The organism is Alteromonas stellipolaris, from assembly GCF_001562115.1.
Taxonomy (GTDB): Bacteria; Pseudomonadota; Gammaproteobacteria; order Enterobacterales; family Alteromonadaceae; genus Alteromonas; species Alteromonas stellipolaris.
This window is the reverse complement of sequence record NZ_CP013926.1, coordinates 4598408-4618430: the sequence shown is the minus strand read 5'-3', so window position 1 is coordinate 4618430 and position 20023 is coordinate 4598408. Positions and strand designations below refer to the sequence as shown.

General features: G+C 44.8%; 22 protein-coding genes. 8 read left to right on the top strand and 14 right to left on the bottom strand.

All coding sequences use genetic code 11. From position 1 onward, the window contains the following. Positions 1–117 precede the first annotated feature (117 nt). The 3 genes from AVL57_RS19580 (at position 118) to AVL57_RS19570 (ending at position 3792) form a co-directional block, all read left to right on the top strand. Positions 118–1761 (top strand): tryptophan halogenase family protein, encoded by a 1644-nt coding sequence (locus AVL57_RS19580; RefSeq protein WP_057795088.1) that lies wholly within the window; start codon positions 118–120, stop codon positions 1759–1761. After that, the gene (locus AVL57_RS19575; protein WP_057795090.1) at positions 1739–3253 is read left to right on the top strand and encodes a tryptophan halogenase family protein; all 1515 of its coding nucleotides are present in this window, start codon (positions 1739–1741) and stop codon (positions 3251–3253) included. Before AVL57_RS19580 ends, AVL57_RS19575 begins: the two co-directional genes overlap by 23 nt. 245 nt (positions 3254–3498) lie before the next feature. Next, the gene (locus AVL57_RS19570; protein ID WP_057795092.1) at positions 3499–3792 is read left to right on the top strand and encodes a DUF1330 domain-containing protein; all 294 of its coding nucleotides are present in this window, start codon (positions 3499–3501) and stop codon (positions 3790–3792) included. A gap of 82 nt (positions 3793–3874) precedes the next feature. Here the strand turns inward: AVL57_RS19570 and AVL57_RS19565 are convergent, their stop codons facing one another. Together AVL57_RS19565 and AVL57_RS19560 are read right to left on the bottom strand one after the other, a co-directional pair. Beyond that, a complete protein-coding gene (locus AVL57_RS19565; RefSeq protein WP_057795094.1) occupies positions 3875–4318 on the bottom strand; it encodes an SRPBCC family protein in 444 nt (147 codons plus the stop codon). A 217-nt stretch (positions 4319–4535) separates the two neighbouring features. Beyond that, entirely contained in the window at positions 4536–5399 is an 864-nt protein-coding gene (locus AVL57_RS19560) for a YicC/YloC family endoribonuclease (RefSeq protein WP_057795096.1), read from the bottom strand. A 287-nt stretch (positions 5400–5686) separates the two neighbouring features. Between AVL57_RS19560 and rph the strand changes: the two genes are divergently transcribed. Genes rph through tusA form a run of 3 tightly spaced genes read left to right on the top strand, consistent with a single transcriptional unit; the run spans position 5687 to position 7311 of the window. Further along, positions 5687–6400: a ribonuclease PH gene (gene rph, locus AVL57_RS19555; RefSeq protein ID WP_013786776.1), complete on the top strand. Its 714-nt coding sequence runs from the start codon at positions 5687–5689 to the stop codon at positions 6398–6400. Positions 6401–6409: 9 nt separating this feature from the next. After that, the gene (pyrE, locus tag AVL57_RS19550) at positions 6410–7051 is read left to right on the top strand and encodes an orotate phosphoribosyltransferase (protein ID WP_057795098.1); all 642 of its coding nucleotides are present in this window, start codon (positions 6410–6412) and stop codon (positions 7049–7051) included. A gap of 2 nt (positions 7052–7053) precedes the next feature. Further along, positions 7054–7311, top strand: a complete 258-nt coding sequence (gene tusA / locus AVL57_RS19545) for a sulfurtransferase TusA (RefSeq protein ID WP_057795100.1) — start codon at positions 7054–7056, stop codon at positions 7309–7311. A 15-nt stretch (positions 7312–7326) separates the two neighbouring features. On the opposite strand, the gene AVL57_RS19540 is transcribed toward tusA, so the two are convergent. From AVL57_RS19540 to AVL57_RS19510, 8 genes are all read right to left on the bottom strand, one after another. Beyond that, positions 7327–8136, bottom strand: coding sequence for a DUF1206 domain-containing protein (locus tag AVL57_RS19540; RefSeq protein ID WP_057795102.1), 810 nt, complete (start codon positions 8134–8136; stop codon positions 7327–7329). Positions 8137–8336: 200 nt separating this feature from the next. Then, positions 8337–8519, bottom strand: a complete 183-nt coding sequence (locus tag AVL57_RS19535) for a hypothetical protein (RefSeq protein ID WP_057795104.1) — start codon at positions 8517–8519, stop codon at positions 8337–8339. Positions 8520–8572: 53 nt separating this feature from the next. Beyond that, positions 8573–8953 (bottom strand): hypothetical protein, encoded by a 381-nt coding sequence (locus AVL57_RS19530; RefSeq protein ID WP_231885025.1) that lies wholly within the window; start codon positions 8951–8953, stop codon positions 8573–8575. Positions 8954–9168: 215 nt separating this feature from the next. Then, positions 9169–9759: a YqaA family protein gene (locus tag AVL57_RS19525; protein WP_057795108.1), complete on the bottom strand. Its 591-nt coding sequence runs from the start codon at positions 9757–9759 to the stop codon at positions 9169–9171. 56 nt (positions 9760–9815) lie between these two features. Continuing rightward, positions 9816–11123 carry a metal-dependent hydrolase family protein gene (locus AVL57_RS19520; RefSeq protein WP_057795110.1) on the bottom strand — a complete coding sequence of 436 codons (1308 nt, stop codon included), beginning with the start codon at positions 11121–11123 and terminating at the stop codon, positions 9816–9818. A gap of 76 nt (positions 11124–11199) precedes the next feature. Beyond that, positions 11200–11376, bottom strand: coding sequence for a hypothetical protein (locus AVL57_RS21235; protein WP_156454874.1), 177 nt, complete (start codon positions 11374–11376; stop codon positions 11200–11202). A gap of 20 nt (positions 11377–11396) precedes the next feature. Continuing rightward, positions 11397–11966 carry a DUF1285 domain-containing protein gene (locus AVL57_RS19515; protein WP_057795112.1) on the bottom strand — a complete coding sequence of 190 codons (570 nt, stop codon included), beginning with the start codon at positions 11964–11966 and terminating at the stop codon, positions 11397–11399. After that, positions 11953–12813, bottom strand: coding sequence for a DUF3014 domain-containing protein (locus AVL57_RS19510; protein WP_057795114.1), 861 nt, complete (start codon positions 12811–12813; stop codon positions 11953–11955). The genes AVL57_RS19515 and AVL57_RS19510 overlap by 14 nt, the downstream gene beginning before the upstream one ends. Positions 12814–13133: 320 nt before the next feature. On the opposite strand from AVL57_RS19510, the gene AVL57_RS19505 reads away from it, so the two are divergent. After that, the gene (locus AVL57_RS19505) at positions 13134–14396 is read left to right on the top strand and encodes a sterol desaturase family protein (RefSeq protein WP_057796500.1); all 1263 of its coding nucleotides are present in this window, start codon (positions 13134–13136) and stop codon (positions 14394–14396) included. Between the two features lie 88 nt (positions 14397–14484). After that, positions 14485–14793, top strand: a complete 309-nt coding sequence (locus tag AVL57_RS19500) for a DUF6482 family protein (RefSeq protein WP_057795116.1) — start codon at positions 14485–14487, stop codon at positions 14791–14793. Between the two features lie 110 nt (positions 14794–14903). On the opposite strand, the gene AVL57_RS19495 is transcribed toward AVL57_RS19500, so the two are convergent. From AVL57_RS19495 to AVL57_RS19480, 4 genes are all read right to left on the bottom strand, one after another. After that, positions 14904–16250, bottom strand: a complete 1347-nt coding sequence (locus AVL57_RS19495) for an ABC1 kinase family protein (protein WP_057795118.1) — start codon at positions 16248–16250, stop codon at positions 14904–14906. 269 nt (positions 16251–16519) lie between these two features. Further along, positions 16520–16792, bottom strand: a complete 273-nt coding sequence (locus AVL57_RS19490) for a hypothetical protein (protein ID WP_057795120.1) — start codon at positions 16790–16792, stop codon at positions 16520–16522. Between the two features lie 251 nt (positions 16793–17043). Next, positions 17044–17607, bottom strand: coding sequence for a DUF6702 family protein (locus AVL57_RS19485; protein ID WP_171008976.1), 564 nt, complete (start codon positions 17605–17607; stop codon positions 17044–17046). Next, positions 17597–20017 (bottom strand): M1 family metallopeptidase, encoded by a 2421-nt coding sequence (locus tag AVL57_RS19480; RefSeq protein ID WP_138118180.1) that lies wholly within the window; start codon positions 20015–20017, stop codon positions 17597–17599. The genes AVL57_RS19485 and AVL57_RS19480 overlap by 11 nt, the downstream gene beginning before the upstream one ends. Positions 20018–20023: the final 6 nt, after the last annotated feature.

The following is a 20023-nucleotide window of genomic DNA, read 5'->3' as shown; positions in this document are numbered from 1 at the left end:
CGTTGCACCTCAATGGGCTTTTTTGTCATAGTGGAGACTGAATAAAACAGTAAAGTAAACACAACGCTTAGCAATAAAGAAACAAGCCCTCTACACTTAATGAAAAAGGGATAAACAGTGTCGAACCAACCTATTAAGCATGTAGTCATTGTGGGCGGTGGAACCGCTGGTTGGCTGTGCGCTGGAGTATTAGCCGCTAGGCTGGGTAATCGCAGCGGCAACAGTGACGAAAGCGCAATTAATATAACGCTGGTGGAGTCGCCTAATGTGCCAAGTATTGGCGTGGGGGAAGGTTCTTGGCCTTCATTACGCGATACACTTCAAGAAATAGGTATCAAGGAAGCAGAATTTCTTACTTGCTGTAATGCATCCTTCAAACAAGGTTCTACCTTTGCTGGCTGGCGAAACGGTCAACAAAATGATAATTATCAACACCCTTTCACTACACCCACAGGCTATACTGAACTTGATATTCACCGTTGCTGGCAACAGTTTTTCAGTAACGAATCGTTTGAGCAAAGCTTTTGCTTACAACCCGATATTTGTCATGCTGGACTAGCACCAAAGCAAAACTCCACGCCTGAATATGCTTACGTACTGAATTACGGCTATCATTTTGACGCCTCCGCATTAGCGACCCTGCTTACAAACCATTGTAAAACCAGCTTAGGTGTAAAGCACACGCAAGCGCATATTGCGAACGTGGTTACACAAGATAATGGCGATATTGAGGCGCTGGTGACTGAACGCGGCGATACAATTAAGGGTGACTTGTTTATTGATTGTAGTGGTCAACAAGGGCTGTTAATCGATAAACATTACCATGTACCTTGGCACTCAGTGTCATCGGTGCTGCTAAATAACCGCGCTGTGGCCGCACAAGTACCTTATGGCAGCAGCGATATAGAGGGCTCAGCCGACAGCATATCCTCAACGACAATCGCCACAGCCCAAACCTGCGGATGGACGTGGGATATTGGCTTGCAACACCGCCGTGGTGTGGGGCTAGTTTATGCCAGTGAGTATGCGAGTGAGGAAGATGCAGAATCTATACTGCGCGAACACTTAGCGAAGCAGTTGCCTAAAACTGAGATAGAGAACCTCAACTATAGACATTTACAGTTCGACCCAGGCTACCGAAAGCAGTTTTGGGTAAATAACTGTATTGGTATGGGTATGTCATCAGGCTTTATCGAGCCGTTAGAGGCCTCGGCAATTGCGATGGTTGAATTGGGTATTCGCATGCTGTGCGATCAGTTTCCGCAGAACCGAAAACACATGAGCCACGTGGCCACGCGTTACAATCAGCGTTTTACCTATCGCTGGGAAAGAGTTATCGACTTTTTAAAACTACACTATGTATTAAGCGAGAGAACAGAGCCATATTGGAAGGCGCAGCGAAGCGAAAACAGCATTCCAGACTCGCTAAACGCCTTACTCGATTTATGGCAGTACCAAGCCCCCTCTCGTTACGACCTTATTGAAAACGAAGAGATCTTTCCCTCAGCAAGCTATCAGTACATTTTGTATGGAATGGGTTTTCACACCAATGGCAGGCAGCTTGATAAAAACAGCGACATGGTGAATAAAGCCTTCGCGGTAAAACAGAGCTTACAACAAGGCAAACGCCAATTGCTTGCTGGATTGCCAACTAACCGCGATTTACTCACCGCCATTTCTCATCATGCAGAGAAAGAAACCACAACAAATGATAACGACAAGAAAGAAGGACCTCGCCATGATGTCATCGGATTCCGATAATTCAAACACTTCGGGAGCGAAAACTAGCCCAGTAAAGCGTGTCGTGATTGCAGGTGGTGGCACCGCTGGCTGGATGGCGGCGACAGCGCTTTCAAAATTACTCGGCAAATCCCTTTCCATTACGCTGGTAGAATCAAAAGATATCGGCATTGTTGGTGTTGGCGAGGCGACCATCCCCCCTATTCGTACGTTCCACAAGCTCCTCGGTATAGACGAAAAAGCCTTCATGCGTGCCACCAATGCCACCTTCAAATTGGGCATAGAATTCGAAAACTGGCGAGAGCAAAATCACAGTTACATCCATTCATTTGGGGTAACAGGTCGAGAGTGCTGGGCAGGCGAATTTCATCACTTTTGGTTACGAGCAAAAAACCTGGGTTTTGGTGGTGACTTCGGTGATTACTGCACCGAATTAAAAGCCGCGAAAGAGGGGAAGTTTGCCTACGGCGAACGCATGCCAATGAACTTCGCCTATCACTTTGACGCCGTGGCCTACGGTCGCTTTTTAAAAGGGCTGGCAGTAGAGGCGGGAGTGACCCATATTGAAGGTGATATTCAGCATGTAAGTAAATGCTCACAAACGGGGTGTATAACAAGTATAAAGTTATCGGATGATAAAGAAATTGCTGGCGACTTATTTATCGATTGCACGGGATTTAAGGGACTATTGATAGAAAAGGCGCTTCATACGGGGTATGAAAACTGGAGCCATTGGCTTCCCTGCGACAGCGCTTTAGCAGTGCAAACCGCGTCGACGGGTGCACCCATCCCCTACACAAAAAGTGTGGCACATACTGCGGGTTGGCGCTGGAAAATTCCGCTTCAAAATCGGGTGGGTAATGGATTGGTTTATTGCAGCAATTATATGAGCGATGACGAAGCCAAAAACACCTTATTAGATGCTATAGAAGGCGATACCCTAAACGAACCAAGAATCATAAGGTTCACGCCAGGTAAGCGTCGATTGGGGTGGAATAAAAACTGTGTAGCATTAGGGTTAGCCAGCGGTTTTATCGAACCATTGGAGTCAACCAGCATTCACTTGATCATGACGGGTATTGTTCGCCTAATGCGCTTGTTTCCATTTGATGGAATAACCCAATCGACGGTAGATGAATACAACAATAAGTACGACAGTGAAATGGCAGCCATTCTCGATTTTATTGTGATGCACTATAAGGTGACTAACCGAGAAGACAGTCCGTTCTGGGATCACTGCAAAAGCATGGAAATCCCCCCTTCTCTCACCCACAAAATAAACCTATTTAAACAAACCGGAAGAGTGTTTCTAGATGATGGGGATATCTTCCGTGTCGATTCATGGACACAAGTTATGATGGGGCAAGGCTTGTTGCCACAGCAGTATCATCGGGTAGCCGATGAAATGTCTGAAACCGAACTTGAGCGTTTTCTAGCAGGCTTGAAGCAGCAGGTAGATAATCAAGTATCGGCGCTGCCTTCTCATCACGATTTTCTTGAGAAGTATTTGTAATCAAGAAGCTATCTGTAATCAAAAAATGGCCATGATTATCCTGTTTCACCATAAACTCATTCAATGATTAGGCTAATTATCAATTTTTGGTGAACTGCTATGCTACAGCCAACATTACGCACTAGCGCCTAAATGAGTAGAAGATACTGCTAATCATTTTTTACCAGTAGCCTTTATTAACAGCGTTTGCATAGTTTGCCCCCTAGCGTGGTGCACAAGTATTTTTTATATAGGAAAGTAGCCAGATGAAAGCTTATTCAGTATTGGATGTAATCGTTAAAGATGACAGTTGGGTTCCTGCATATATGGAAAGCGTAGGTGACATAGTGTCGAAACATGGTGGGGTATATTTAGCCAATAGCACCAACTACGAATTTCTAGAAGGTAGCGGTAATCAAGAAGCTGCACGGGTTATTATTGAATGGCCATCTGTCGATGCTGGTAAAGCGTTTATGTCAGACCCAGCTTATCTTCCACATTTAAAAGGACGCCAGGCCGGTACAATCAGTAATCACTTTTTGATTGAAGGCAAAGCCTGATATTGAATTAGCGCTAGGGGCGAAGTTTGTGAAAGTACTTTCTGCTTAAGCTCGCCCATAGTGCGAATGCGAGGGTTATCGTTTAGCTAGGCATATTCCCAATCTGCTTAAGAATACTGCCGAAGGCTTTGCCCCCATTTTTTTGAATTTGTTTATCGAAATATAAACTACCTAACACAAAAATGGTGATGTGGCCTACCGAGCGCCATGTAGCATGGGTTTTGCCATCTATTTCTTTTAACGTAATCTCGCCTAACTGGTGGTCGTAAGGAAGCGGCTTCGATTTCACCACTTTATAACCGAGCTTATAGGGAGGATCGTAAGCAACTATTTCTTCATGCAAGTTGGCCCCACCCGCAATAATCTCACGCACAGCACCAAGACCATTTTGTTCCAGCTTACCTTTAAAAATAAGGTTAGATGCTTCCACGCCCTTAAATTGCGCATAGTTTGCATGATCACTTAACTTGGCAAAAACAAAGTCTATCGGTTTGTCGATAACGCGCTCTACACAAATTGAAAACATCCACTGCCCCTATTGAAATTACTGCTATTGAGTACGACTGATTTACTCACTTGTTAGTTAAATATAAAGCAACGGACATATAGCTCAAATAATCACTTTTGATTTGTAACTATAGGTTGGAGGAAGTCTAAATATGCACTTATGGCTAAAGCAAAAAACCTCGCGGTATAGCGAGGTTTCTACGTTTATTGTTCGATTCACTAAGCGTTAGTGAGCTCTATTCAATATTCTGGATCTGCTCGCGCATTTGCTCAATCAATACCTTAAGTTCAACGGCTGATTGGGTAATGTCGGTATTAATTGATTTTGACCCTAGTGTGTTCGACTCACGGTTAAATTCCTGCATCATAAAATCTAAACGACGGCCGACTGCCCCGCCCTTTTTAAGAATGTTGCGTGTTTCTACTACGTGAGCGTTTAAGCGGTCTAGCTCTTCGGCAACATCGACCTTTTGCGCTAGCATAATCATTTCTTGTTCGAAGCGGCCGGCATCTAGCTCAATTTTGGCTTCTTCGAAGCGTGCTTGTACTTTTTCTCGCTGCCACACCATAATTTCAGGCATACGGGCGGTCACTTTCTCGGCTTCTACTTCAATGGCGTCTAAGCGCTGAGTGATCATGCCTTTTAACGCTTCGCCTTCGGTGGCACGGGCGCTTATAAAGTCGGTAAGTGCTTGGTCGAACGCGGCCATTACGTCGCCATGAATGGTGTCCATGTCGGCTTCTTCGGCAGCAATAACGCCAGGCCAGCGCAGTACGTCTAGCGGGTTAACTCCGGTTGATTGCCCGTGGGCTTGCACCCAGTCGGCGGCGTGAAGCACTTGTTTAGCTAGTGCTTCGTTAAGGCTAAGTTTGGTTACAGCAGCATCGTTGGCGGTGAAACGTAAAGCGCACTCTACTTTACCGCGCGCTAGTTTCTTTCTGAAACGTTCACGAAGCACCGGCTCTAAAGAGCGGAATTGCTCGGGTAAGCGGAAGTAGGTTTCTAGGAAACGTTGGTTAACTGAGCGTATTTCCCATACGGCCGATCCCCAGTCTTTTTTAGTTTCTACCCGCGCAAATGCGGTCATGCTGTAAATCATAAATGGTCCTTTTATTGCATTTTTTGCAAATGAAAGCCTGCAAAAACAACCCGCTTTCGCGCATTGTGTCATCATAATCTTAAGGCAGGTTTTCTTGTATTCACTATAGTAGCCTACATTGATAAGAGTTCGATATGTTAAAAGGGCGAAAGTTCGTTTTTAACAGCTGGTATTAGTGCGTTATACTTACGCCCCAAACTCAGGCTTGTCTGCACACTTACCCAATATTAAGTGCGCTACTTGCTGAAACTATTTCTTTTATAAGCATTCATCTCGTGGAGAACTCTATGCGTCCAAGCGGCAGAACCGCCAATCAAATTCGCCCAGTTACTATTACTCGTCAGTACACTTGTCACGCTGAAGGCTCAGTGCTGGTGGAGTTCGGCAACACTAAGGTGTTGTGTAACGCTACGGTTGAAGAAGGTGTGCCTCGTTTCATGAAGGGCCAAGGTAAAGGCTGGATCACGGCGGAATACAGCATGCTACCTCGCGCTACTCATACTCGTAGTGGTCGTGAAGCTGCACGTGGTAAGCAAGGTGGCCGTACGCTAGAAATTCAACGTCTTATTGCTCGCTCGCTTCGTGCCGCAGTAGATTTAAAACTATTGGGCGAGAACACCATTACGCTTGATTGTGATGTTATTCAAGCTGACGGCGGAACACGTACTGCCTCTATTACAGGTGCATGTGTGGCCTTGGTTGATGCGTTAACGTATATGCGCAGTAAAGGTATTTTGAAAGCGAATCCACTGAAGCACATGATTGCGGCATTGTCGGTAGGTATTTACAAAGGTACGCCTATCGCTGACCTTGAGTATACCGAAGATTCAGTTGCTGAAACTGACATGAATATCGTCATGACAGAAACAGGTAAGCTTATTGAAGTACAAGGTACTGCAGAAGGCGAACCGTTTGCGTTTGAAGAGCTTGATGAAATGCTAACTATTGCTAAGCACGGCTTGCGTGAATTGTTCGACATTCAAAAAGCAGCACTGGCGTAAGGAGTTATCATGAAAGCGTTTCAGCGCAGTTTTATTGAATTTGCCATTGAACGTGGTGTACTTAAATTTGGTGAGTTCACCTTAAAGTCTGGCCGTGTAAGCCCATACTTTTTTAACGCGGGGTTATTTAACTCTGGCGGCGACTTAGCAAAGTTGGGGCGCTTTTATGCCGATGCATTAGTGGATGCTGGGGTTGAATTCGACGTACTTTTCGGCCCTGCCTACAAAGGCATTCCTATTGCTACAACGACTGCGGTAGCCTTAGCCGACAGCCACCATCGTGATGTGCCTTACTGCTTTAATCGCAAAGAGGCGAAAACCCACGGTGAAGGCGGCAACTTAGTAGGTAGCCCGCTGGAAGGTCGCATTATGTTAGTTGATGACGTGATTACTGCTGGTACGGCTATTCGTGAATCTATGACATTGATAGAGCAGCACAAAGCGAGCTTATCAGGTGTGCTTATTGCCCTAGATAGGCAAGAGCGCGGTAAAGGCAAACTGTCTGCTATTCAAGAAGTAGAGCGCGATTTTGGTACTACCGTGATTGCTATTGTCACGTTAGCCGACGTTGTGACTTACTTAACCGAGCAAGACAACATGGCGGATGAAATTAAGGCGATAAATACTTACCGTGAAACCTACGGTATTTAAGTATGGCGTCTGAATTTCAACAAGCCTTTGATGAAGCCACAACGCATTTAGACGCGTTGGGGCTTCGTTGTCCAGAACCTGTAATGATGGTGCGTTTACAAATACGTAAGCTGGAAGACGGTCAAACCTTGTCGGTAACGGCAGATGACCCTTCAACGGCACGTGATGTGCCCAGCTTTTGTCGATTTATGGAGCACACCTTGGTGGCATCACAAACCGATGCCATGCCTTATCAGTATGTGATCAAAAAGGGTTTGTAGGCTTACAGGCCTCGGCTAGGTTCGTCGATACCTAGCTTCAAACCCACAATAGATACCGAACATAATAAACCCAACTCCCACGGCAGCTAGCATGTAGAGTCCGAATGTTTGCTGAGTCAGGGTTTGTAGCGCTTGCTGTAATCCACCCGCTTCAGACGGGTCGCTTTGTATCGCTGATACCACAAAAAAGCTACCTACTAATAAATACACTATTCCTCTGGCGAAATAACCTATTCTGCCCACAACAGTGGTAGTTTTTCTCTTCTGGCCGGTGAGCTTATCTTGTTCAAACTTCTTCAAAAAATCGGCTTTGTAAGCGTGCTTAAACTGCATAAAAGCAAATACTAAAATGCCAACGCCAATAGCCGCGACTAAGTAGATACCCCACTGATATTGCATAAGCTGCTGGCTTACCTGCTCGCCTTTTGAATCGCCACCACTAGAACTGCCACCCGTGTGACCACCAATAAGTACTTTTGCACCCAAGAACGCGGCACCAATATAAAATAAGCCAGATACGAACAAAAATACCCGCATAATGATGTCTTTGGCTTTTGTCATATCTAACGATTCAGTGTTCAAAATACTCTGAAGCCACCGCCACAGTGCGTAGCTGACTAATCCCGCAATTAAAATGCCTAGAAGCACTTGCCCAAATGGCTGTGACTTGAGCGTGACAAATACTTGTTCTTGTGTCGCTTTTTCACGGTCAGCGGCAGTAATTACCGAGGAAAGAATAAAGAGCCCCAGCATGGAGTACATGATGGTCTTTGCGCTGTAACCTGCGCTAGCAACGGCTGAAAGCCAGTTTGATGTATCGCGCACGGTGCGCTCCTCGTTCGTATAATTGAAAATTGTCTTGTGAGACTTTCAAGAATCGAACCATTAATAAAAGCGTGAAGAGACTAAGCGTAGAGAATCCAACCGTGAAAAATCAACCGTAAGAAGTAAATCAGTATGGGGACAACAGCGCGCCATGCTTGCTGTCATCTACATGAATACTACATGCATCTAGCTGCAAGTACCTATTCGTCGTTACCACTTACGGCTTGTAACAGTAGTTGCTGCAATTGCTGTTTGCTGCGAGAGCAGTTGCAATGAATATCAGACACATGCAAGTTTTGGCCGCTTAACATTTTTCGAAGCACCGATGCTTTAACGTTAAGTGAAATAAAATCATTATTGTCGTGAAAGTTTTCTACTGTCATGCTGATGTCCCTCGCATTCATGGAGTTTGTTTTACCGTTGATAGCTTATATCGCTAATGCAACATGAGCGCCTGCTGATGTTCGGCTGGCATAGCGCCACTACCTTGTTCAAGCGCAACCTGTATAGCGTAAATAAGCTTACATACCGAGGGCTTACTGGCATGCAAAGGAAGTATGGCGATAAGTTGCTGGTGGCACTCTTGCAAAATTTGATGCGCTTCGAGCTTTTTATCTTCTTTGTGTAACAACGAGGATAGATACATGGCCATAGTGCCAAAGGCCAAGACATCTTCGTGAATAGATTTATCTATTGTATCGTTTACCGGCTGCAATGCGGTAAGGACAACTTTAGCGGCTTCGAAGGTTTGATAACCAAGGCTCCTCGCCTCGTTATACTTGCCTGCTTGATGAGCTTGTTGCGTTTGTACCTGCATAGCTATTCTGTGCTCGCGGGCATGTGAAGGGTTTAGCTGCAACCATTTCCTGTAGACCGGGCATAACCGTTGTAAATTCATAATTTGCACCTCCTAAAAACTACATTAGTGCAAATGAGAATTATTATCAAATGTAAAATTGAAAAAATTTATCTGTGTAATGTACAAAGCAGATTAGCGATTCAAATACGCGTTAAGTCGCGCCAGAAAAACAACTAGCCTTTCAACATATTAACCGTAAACCATGTGCCAATGACCAATACGGTGAGTACTGCGATGGCGGCAAATTTATATTTCTTAATAATCTGTTCGGCTTTGTTTCCGGCAAAATACACCACGGCAGCCAAGCCAAAATACCGGATGGCTCGCGCAATTACAGTAGCTAACAGAAAAAGGCCGAGGGAGAATTTGGTGGCTCCTGCTGCCAGCATTGCCACTTGAAAGGGAATGGGAGCAATACCTAATGTCATAACAAACCAAAACCCTTGGTTTTGCATTTGTTGTTTAACATTGTCGAATTGTTGTTGGCTGAAAAAGGTATCTATTGCCCACTGGCCCACTAAGTCGAATAAATAGTATCCCATCGCATAGCCGAATAATGCGCCTACCACACAGCCTAAGGTTGCCATAAAGGCTATTAACCATAGCTTATCGCGGCGCGCTTGCATCAATGGCACCATAACCGCTTCAAGTGGCACTGGCACAATGGTCGACTCTAAAAAAGACGCTAACGTAATGCCGGTGAGCATGTGTTTGGAGTCTACGAGTTGCTTCGTCTTTTTCTTTACCTTTTTACTCAGTGCCATCTTTTGTTTTGTACTACCCTGAAATTAATGTGGCCCTGATACTCAAGGCCTTTCCATTATTGTTTGTAAATCTTGCCGTCTTTCATCACAAACGACACACTTTCTAATAGCGATATGTTTTCTAACGGGTTACCTACTACGGCCACTAAGTCAGCCAGTTTTCCCGCCTCTAGGGTGCCTAAGGTATCGCTAACACCCAGTAATGCTGCGCTGTTAGCGGTGGCGCTTAAAATTGCGTCTGCTTCAGACATGCCAGCCTCAACCATTAAGGCGAATTCTTGCGCGTTGTCGCCATGTGCAGAAACCCCGCTGTCTGTACCAAAAGCAATTTTTACGCCTGCTTTATGGGCTTTTTCAAAGGTATTTTGAATAAGCGGGCCAATTGCCGCCGCTTTAGGGCGCACTAGCTCAGGAAAGTAGCCGTCTATCTTGGCTTTATCGGCAACAAATTTACCTGCCAAAATCGTTGGCACATAGTAAGTCCCTTTTTGTTTCATTAGATCACGCACTTCGTCATCCATATAGGTGCCGTGTTCAATAGAATCTACACCCGCGATAATGGCGCGTTTCATGCCTTCTTTGCCGTGAGCATGAACCGCTACCGTCATACCGTAATCTTTTGCGGTTTGAACAATAGCTTCTAGTTCATCGGTCATAAACTGAGGGTTCTGGCCGCTTTTCGCTACGCTTAATACCCCGCCGGTGGCAGTGATTTTAATTAAATCTGCACCGTCTTGATAACGAGACCGAACGGCTTCCCGAGCTTCTACTTCGCCGTTAACCACGCCTTGTTCAGGGCCAACGTCTGGACGCAGTAAGTGAGATAATCCGTTGCTAGGGTCGGCATGCCCGCCAGTGGTAGCTATTGATTTTCCTACCGTGAATATACGCGGGCCAGTGGCATAACCTTTACTTATCGCATTTCGAAGAGATACGGTTTCATGATAGCCGTCCCCTAAATTTCGCACCGTCGTAAATCCGGCATCTAGCGTAATTTCAGCATAGTTAGCAGCTTTAAGCGCATAGTCAGCTTCATTCAATGAAAAGCGCTCTAAATAGGTTTGAGGGCCGCCATGCTGTGAAGATAGATGAACATGCATATCCATTAAACCAGGCATTACTGTGGCGTGCTTTAAATCGATAACCGTGTCTGATTCTGAAGGCGCTTTATAGCCAGACTCTACCGATGTAATTTTATTGCCGTCGATAACAATGGTCACTTCGCTTTTGAGTTTATCTGACGTACCGGTGAATGCTTTACCCGCATGCACTAAGGTGGCACAAAGTGCAGGCGCTGAAAGGGCTACTGTGCCTAGCGTTGCTAATCCTAAGGAAATAGCTAATGAAGTCAGTGTCTTTTTCATGGTGGTTCTTCTTATGATGTGTGAATAGACGAAGAACCAATGTAGAACACCAGTAAGGCTAACGCAAAACTTTGCGTTATTTTACCAATGCTATTTTATCGGAAGCCATTTTACTTACCGAGCTTTTATAAATGCTCAGTACAACTGAGCGGCATCCCTTCGCCAGCATGGGATTCTGCCTCGGCATTTGACCAGAGACTTTTAACCAAAGATTTTCAGCGAAGCCTGACTCTAAATCCTGACTATGAAGCATAACTCCGAAGCCTTTGACTACTACTTGGTGGGCAAAGCGCCAATAACGAAAGGAATCGTATTCGAGGTAACCACGAATTGCATTTCTTGATCAGTTTGTTGTTCGGTAGCGTGCTCAAGCAGTTGGTAATAAACGTTCTGATGTAAACGCGCCCACAAGTTGCGTCTAACTAAAACATAGGGAATGGGTGTTGCGTCAGTATCTTGCAAGTCGGCGGGGGGCTTTCGCAAGCTAAGTTGTTCCGCCGAGGTCAGTGTAACGATGTCGCCCGTTTGCGTGGTGAGCTCCAAGTTATCGTTATCAAAACGCCACTCGGTAACCAAAAAAGGCACGTCTTCTACGGTAATTCCCACCTTCTCAACAGGGGTAACCAAAAAGTAACTGTCCTCTTCTTTTTTAAGCACGGAAGCAAATAGCTTCACTAAACTTGCTCGGCCGATAGGGCTACCTTCATAAAACCAACGGCCATCTAGCGCGATAGTTAAATTGATATCGCCGCAAAAAGGAGGGTTCCACTTTTCCACTGGCGGAAGGGGGCGCGCCTTGTCAGACGTGCCCTTCAATTGCTGTTGAAATCTAGTTAGATCCATTTTCTTCAAGCAATAGTTTAATTTCACGCAACTTCGCTTTTATACGGCGCATATTATCTGGGCCTGTACGAAGCAACTGCTTTTGTGGCTCGTTTAGATTTTCTAAGCGAGGGTCAGTGTATTTATAGGTAACTGAATCGGTGTAAACTTCAACCGGTACTGGCACTTCAGGTGTATCGAGTAATTGATCGATAGCATCGAGTACAACTTCATTGAAGTTTTTATTCGACTCGCCAATTTCAGCGTATTTATCTTGAATATCGCCTTTGTAAATATCGTACATACCAAGCAAAGCTTCGCTTTCAAAAGACTCGAGCATGTTTACATAAGGCGTATAGCGCTTATAACTAGCGGCATCAATCCATTGCTTACCAGCCTGAGAGTAAACACGGAAGGTTTGTTCAGGCGGCGCTAGCAACTGATGATTGGGCGCCATTTCATCATTCGCTAAGTTGGTGACCGAGACCACGAAACGCTGCAATAAACCTTCATTCACAATCATGCGGTTAACGCTGTCGTCAGTGGCGGTAGAAATATCCACTAGCGATGATTTTATGGCTGGGTCGCTCACATCTAACGGCTCAGGGTCTGGCTCGACCGGCTCCGGCATTGGCGGGACTTCATCAGGCTCTTCAAGTTCTAATGGTGGCGGAGCTGGCTTAGTTTCAAAAACGTCGGGTACTTCTTCAACAGGCGCTTCTACGTCTGGTTGAACAACCTCAGGTTCGGGGGCGACGGGCTCATCTTCTTTCGAAGGCCAAAACACGAGAGCCAAGATGACTACAATTATTACCCCGATAATAAGAAAATGGGGACCTAACGTACGCTTTTCTGACGATTCGCTCATAATATCTCCGCTGCAATAACTGATCTAATAATAATACTATCAGAGATAACACCCAATATTTGGATATCACGCAAGAGAATTGTTCTCTGATGAAGGTAATTTCCTTATTTAGAACACTTTTTAACGTAATTGGTTCGCAATTCGATCGCAATTTGTAGCAATTTCTTAGCGAGAGCATCACGTGCTATGAAACGCTAGAAAAGGAAAACTTTGGTGTCATTGTTCAATATATTCTTTAATTTTGCTGTGAAATGTAAAATAACTTGCTTATTTTATACATTTTATTAACAATTTGAGTGAATTTAAAAAGCGTAGATATTATGACTGTTATCCTTTTTGCTATTCCTTTATTCATTCTTCTTATCGCCATTGAGATACTTGTCGATAAACGGAAAAAAACAGGTCACTATCGTGCCAACGATGCGATTACCAGTTTAAGCATGGGCGTATTATCGCGAATAATGGCAATTGGGCATCAACTTATACCGCTTACTTTTTACGTATTGGTGTTTAACGCTTTTGCGTTTACCGAGCTGAGTTATTCACCTTGGGTATGGATAGCCGCATTCATATTGTACGATTTTTTCTATTATTGGAATCACCGTATGGGCCATGAAATGAGCATTTTATGGGCCGCCCATGTGGTGCATCACTCCAGTGAAGACTATAATCTTACTACCGCATTGCGGCAAACGAGCGGTGCTATTTTCAGCTGGGTTTTCTATTTGCCTTTAGCGCTTATAGGTTTTCCCCCAGAGATGATAATTACGATTGGTGCGCTTAACTTAGTATATCAATTTTGGGTTCATACACAGCATATTGATAAATTAGGTTGGATGGAAAAATGGTTTGTTACGCCTTCGAATCATCGTGTTCATCACGCCCAAAACCGCGTTTATATCGATAAAAACTATGGTGGCGTTTTCATCATCTGGGATCGTTTATTTAATACCTTTATTCCAGAGCTAGAAAGTGACAAACCGATATTCGGCATTCGCGGTGCATTGAAAAGTTTTAATCCTTTTTGGGCAAATGCACAGCTATATAGTCAATTAGCCAAAGACAGTTTTTACACCTCACGTTGGCAAGATAAATTTCGTGTATGGTTTGGCCGCACAGGGTGGCGACCTTCCGATGTGGCCGAACGCTTTCCTTTCGAAAAAGCGCCACTAGCCTCCTTTAAAAAATTTCACCCTAAATTGGCTGCCCCGGTTACTTATTACAGTGTGGCACAACACGTTATTTTGCTGTGTATCACCGTTTATTTATTACTATTTATTCAAGCATTAAGTGGAGCCCACCAATTAATATTGGTGGCGACAATAGTCGCAATGAGCATCCAAAATGGGTTTATCTTAGCCGGCTCAAAGTTAGCATTAGCGCTAGAGGGGCCTCGACTACTGATATTTCCACTGATGTGGCTAGGAAGTGGGCTTATTATTCCTGCGGCCATATTCGGTGGCGCGTGTTTGGTCAGTATGATCATGCTCGTTAGAGCTGTGCGCTCTAGCGTAACACTCAGCAATATGGCTGAAAGCGTATCTTCAGAGAATACCGATACCCAAGTATCAATATCATCGTAATGAACCTGTTTGTCCCCAGTAACGTAAAAGTTAGCGTATAAATTATCAAAAAAATTACCGGCTAATTTACGTGCGCTGAGGGGCATTTATGCACAAGTTTCTTTTTACCCAGATTGAAGGTAAGTCTTTAAGCATCGATTATCTTGAAGTTCAGTCGTATGAAATGAACGTTTATTTAGTGTACCTAACCGTGGGAGACAAAAGCGGCATGGTATACGACAAGCAGGACCGACCTATGCGTTTTTTCAGTACCGGCCAGATACGAGAAGTGTTTTCCCACTGCAGCGTGCAGCAAGCCGTTATGAAACATGACTCCCCTTACGACGAAATGATTGGTAACCCACCCAAAAGTGCAGAGCAAATGGCGCTGCCATTTAGCATGGCGTTACCTTATTAATCTTTATGTTGCTAGCGTTATAGCTGCCCCGTAATACTTGGGCGGCTGCAAAGGCGAGGCTCTTAATCTCAGTTGCCTAATCTCAATGGCTTAACCTCAGGGCTGTAATATCAAGGCGTTAGCCATGGCTTTGCGGCAGCGCGCATATTAACCTGTGTGTCTAATCGCTTAGCCAACATGTAAAGCCCCCCTAACTTGCGATGAATAAACAAGGCATCAACCGGTGGTGTATGCCAAAAATCATGCTGCATGGTTAACGCCACACCTTTGTCGTGTAGCCTTGGTAACAAGTCACTATTGCCAAAATCGTAGGGGCCGTCTTCTCTAATGGCTTCACACGCTTCCATTCCTAATGCTATAACAAGGTCTCGCTGTGCATCACTATGCTCTTGATTTATTAAGCCAATCTGTAGGGCTGCGTGTTGCATGTCTTGTTGACTGCCGCTGGCCGCACTTTGAAGCAGTGCTTGGTAGCCCAGCGCAATATCATCGGGTACTTCTCGCGTTGCCCCGAAATCCAGCAATACCCATTGCTGAGTATCTTCTTTATATCGATAGTTGGCTAAGTTCGGGTCGCTTTGAAGCAGCCTAAAGCCAAATATCTCATTAAAAAATAATTTGAATAAAGATGTCATTAACCGGTTGCGAGTTTCTTGGGGGGCGTTCATCGCCGCGTCAAGGGGGCTCGCTTCGATGAAGTCCATTGCCAGCACAGAATCGGTTGTTAACTGTGGATGAACACTGGGAATAACAAATTGGTGGGAGAGCTCAGTATCATTATGCTGCGCTACCGCGTCTTTATACCGCGTTAGCATGCTGGCTTCACGGTGATAGTCGGCCTCTTGATGAAGTTGAATTTTTGCTTCTTCTAACAGCGGGCCAATATCTAACGATTTCGGTACTAAACCTGTGAGTTTAATGAGTGTTGCTACGTTATCAACATCGCTACTGATACTTTTACGTACACCAGGATACTGCACCTTCGCTGCCAGCATTTTCCCGTCCATTGTAATCACTTTGTGTACCTGACCAATAGACGCTGCGGCAACGGGCGCATAAGAAAAATACAGTAAATCATCATGCCAACTTTCGCCCCATTGGGCGTTTAGCGTGGCATTTAATTGTGCTTTTGGCATAGGATCGGCATCTTCCCTCAGCCGGGCTAATATAGTAGCGAGTTCTGGCGGTAAAAAGTCGCCAGTGTCCATAGAGATAAGCTGGCCTAGCTTCATGGCTGCACCACGCATGGTGGCGAGTTGGTTGGCAATATTGGTAATGTTTTTAGGGGTCAACAGCAATGCGCTAAGCGCGGGGCGTTCGCCTTTTATCCATTGGCTGGCACCATTGGTAACAACATTTCCCGCAATTTTGCCTGCCAAGGCACCTAAGCGCCCTACTCTCCCAATACGTGAAGATGGTACTGCTCGCGCTTTGCGTTCATTGGTATTTTTTGCCATGAAGTAACCTTGGAAGCCTTTAATCTTTTTTGAAACGCAGGCAGCTTCATTCAATGAAGCCCAACGTTTGAAGTTCAGTCTTTGAGGACCAACCTGTGAGGCTCAACCTGTGAGACCTGACTGTTAATACTATTTATACGCCAAAGAGTCGCTGGTCGATTACTTCTTAAATTTTTGTAAATTGCTTAGTTATATGGCGCCGCAGTAAGGTGTTACGAAGCGCTAGCTACTCGACAGGGGATAAAACTACCTGTGCTCAATATAGGCGTTTAGACTATCTGAGCTACCATTTGTAGTATAAGGCCAACTACGCTGCCTATTGCAAACCCTACCCAGCCATTTTTTGTCATATAACGAAATAACGCCGCGCCAAAGATGCCACACCATAGCATGGCAGAGTAAACCGCTATCATGCCCTCACCTGTGCCGCTGTTAGGTAAAAACATCATCACAATGAAGGTAAGCGCCATGGCGCCGCTAAGCAGCACCCACATAATATTCTTGTTGTTGGAAAACGCATTGGTGGTGGTATTGTCGCTCATGGAAAGTCCCCATGGTGTAAGTTAAAAGCATGCCCATATTCGTGCCCTTTTTATAAAAATCGACAATTCATTGATTGATACAAACCGATTGATATAAAAGCACGGTACTAGGTTAACTTAGGCGAGATTTACGCAAATGGGAATAAGACTTCAGGGGGATACAAAAAAGCACTGCGAAGTGGCAGTGCTTTAAATCAGTAACAGAAAGTTGAATAAAGATTAAGTAACACGTTCATCATGCGGTTAGTGCATTAATGATGGTCACCGCTAAACTCCACTTCCAGCAAGGTCACGTTGTCGGTGAAAGTAAGGGTCTTTAAAGGCCCATTCCCTTCTACATTTAACGTGTTAACTTGTGTTGGCCACAAATCACGTAAAGCATCGTGACGAATCATCAAACCATCTAACGCTGGCGGTTGAGCGGTTTCTTGGTACACCCAAAAGTGATTACCATCTAACTCAAAACCTACCAAACCTAAATCTAATGATTTTTCCTCACCGTTTAACAGCGCAAAATGGTTGCTTACGTAATCAGCGAACGCTTGCTGGGTTTTCTCTTCTTCCATAATGTCGGCGTGCTTATCAAACAGTACTTTTACGGCGTGCTCAGCATCGTGCAGGTTAAAGCGATGCATTACTTCAATGTTTTGCGTTCGAGGGTTGAACAACACCGTAGTGATAGCAGCTTTAACTTGGTGCGCGTTAGCCCAAGTACTGAATAAGCCGGTACATAAAAAAACGGCCACAAGCAGCGCCGTTAGGCCCTGCTTGTGGTTTTTAGCAGACAACTGAAAAGGCATAACCTTAATTGTCATCTTCGTCTTCGTCATCGTCGGTCTTTAGCTCGGTTTTTACATCGTTCATTAGATCGCGATACTCGTAAGTGTTACGAGGCTTAGACTTGTACGCTTCAATACGTGAAGGAATAATTTGACGCGGATAGTGGTTGTTTTCAACATCTACGTCAGCCGTTTCCCAATGTGGGTCAACCGTTACGCTTACTAGCTCTTTGCCCTTTTCAGTGACAATAAGCTTGCTTACCGCTTTCGGTGTACGGCGCCAAATTTCAGCAGGAATACGCATTTCTTCAGTTGTGCCGTCTTCAAATGCTAGCTCAAGAATAATCGGCATAACTAAGCCGCCCTTGTTGCTAAAGTCGAGTACATAGTAGTTTTTGTCTTCACGAACTGCACGTTCAAACGCTTTACGTTCCCAAGGCTCAAGTTTCTTCAAGAAACTACGGTACTTGTTGCGTTCTTTGTTGGTTACTGTGTAACGGTCGTTTTCGTCGTAAAAGTCTTTAATGTCATCGAAGCGGTCTACCCAAAGTTCTTTCCCTTCTTCTTTGTTACGAATGTCGGTAAGTGATTTAGGCTTATCAAGTTCGGCTTCACGCTCACGGGCGAAATCAATATCAGGATCTTCAGTGTTCAAACGAAGTTTGTAAACGCTATCTAGGCTGATATCAACGTGGTCAGTAGTGTAAAACCAACCGCGCCAGAACCAATCTAAATCAACACCAGAGGCTTCTTCCATGGTGCGGAAAAAATCAGAAGGTGTAGGACGTTTAAACATCCAACGCTGTGCATATTCTTTAAAGGCGAAGTCGAACAAATCACGGCCAAGAATGGTTTCACGAAGAATGTTCAGCGCTACGGCTGGCTTAGTGTAAGCATTAGGGCCTAGTTTAAGTACCGAATCAGACTGGGTCATAATAGGTACTTGGGTTTCAGACTTCATGTAGCTAACAATGTCACGTGGTTCAACGCCCCATGGAATAGTAGGATCCCATTCACGTCCAGCAACACCGTCTAAGAAGCTGTTTAAGCCTTCATCCATCCATGTCCACTGACGCTCATCAGAGTTTACGGTCATAGGGAAGTAAATATGACCCACTTCATGAATAACCACGCCAATAAGGAAGCGTTTTTCAGATAAAGAGTAAGTACGAGAACCATCGTCACGTAGCTCGGTGCGTGGACCGTTAAAGGTGATCATTGGGTATTCCATACCGCCAACAGGGCCATTGACTGACTGGGCAACAGGGTACGGATAATCAAAGCTAAAGCGGCTATAAACATCCATAGTGTGGATGATAGATTCAGTAGAGTACTTCTCCCAAAGCTCGCCACCTTCTTTCGGGTAGAAAGACATCGCCATGACTAACGGCTGAACGTCGCCGCCTTGATGGTAACCACGGGCATCCCACATGAATTTACGTGACGAAGCCCATGCGAAATCACGCACGTTGTCAGCTTTAAAACGCCATGTTTTTTGCTTGTTGGTGCCTGCTTTTTCGTTCTCTAGCGCTTCTTCAGCGGTAACAACGAATACAATACGGTCAGCATCTTCCGCTTCTTTCAAACGGTTACGCTGGGTTTTCGTTAGTACGTCATCAGCGTTTTGTAACTCACCGGTAGAAGAAACGATATGGTCGGCCGGAACCGTAATATCCACTTCGTAGTTACCGAATTCTAAAGTGAACTCACCACGGCCAATAAATTCTTTGTTTGTCCATGCTTCGTAATCGGTGTAAGCCGCTAGACGAGGGAACCATTGGGCCAGCAAGAAAATATCGTTACCGCCTTCACGTTCATCATCTGGGAAATGTTCGTAACCCGCACGAGCAGAAACCGCGTCTTCTTCAACAATATTAAATGCAAAATCGATATCGAAGGTGACGTTATTTTTAGGTTGAAGCGGTTGCGCTAAATCTACACGCATTAGCGTACCAACGATAACGTGGTGTAAATCGTTACCTGCACTGTCTTGCACCCGTGAAATGGTGTAACCCAATTCGTTATCGTCAACAAACTGTTGGCGGCGAAGTGCTGCCATGCTCAACTGTGCAGGTTTACCACCACTTGCAGATTGTGTTGCTGGCCCACGATTACCAATGCCACCAAACGTAGTGGTAAGGGCAGACATAGAATCGTCGCGGAATTTATTCTGATCCAATTGGATCCATAAATACTTCAACGTATCTGGTGCATTGTTGTGATAGGTAATGGTTTCACTGGCTTCAATACGGCGTGTATCTTCAATCAGTTTAACGTCAATTTTGTAGTCTACTTGCTGCTGCCAGTATTGATGACCTGGCTCACCCGCTGCATTTCGATATACATTTGGGGTAGGAAGAGATTCATCTAGCTGACGGAACTTATCTTCAAAATCGCCTTTTGTTTGATTTATTGCTGCGTTGGCGAATGGAAGATAAATCAGCATAGACAA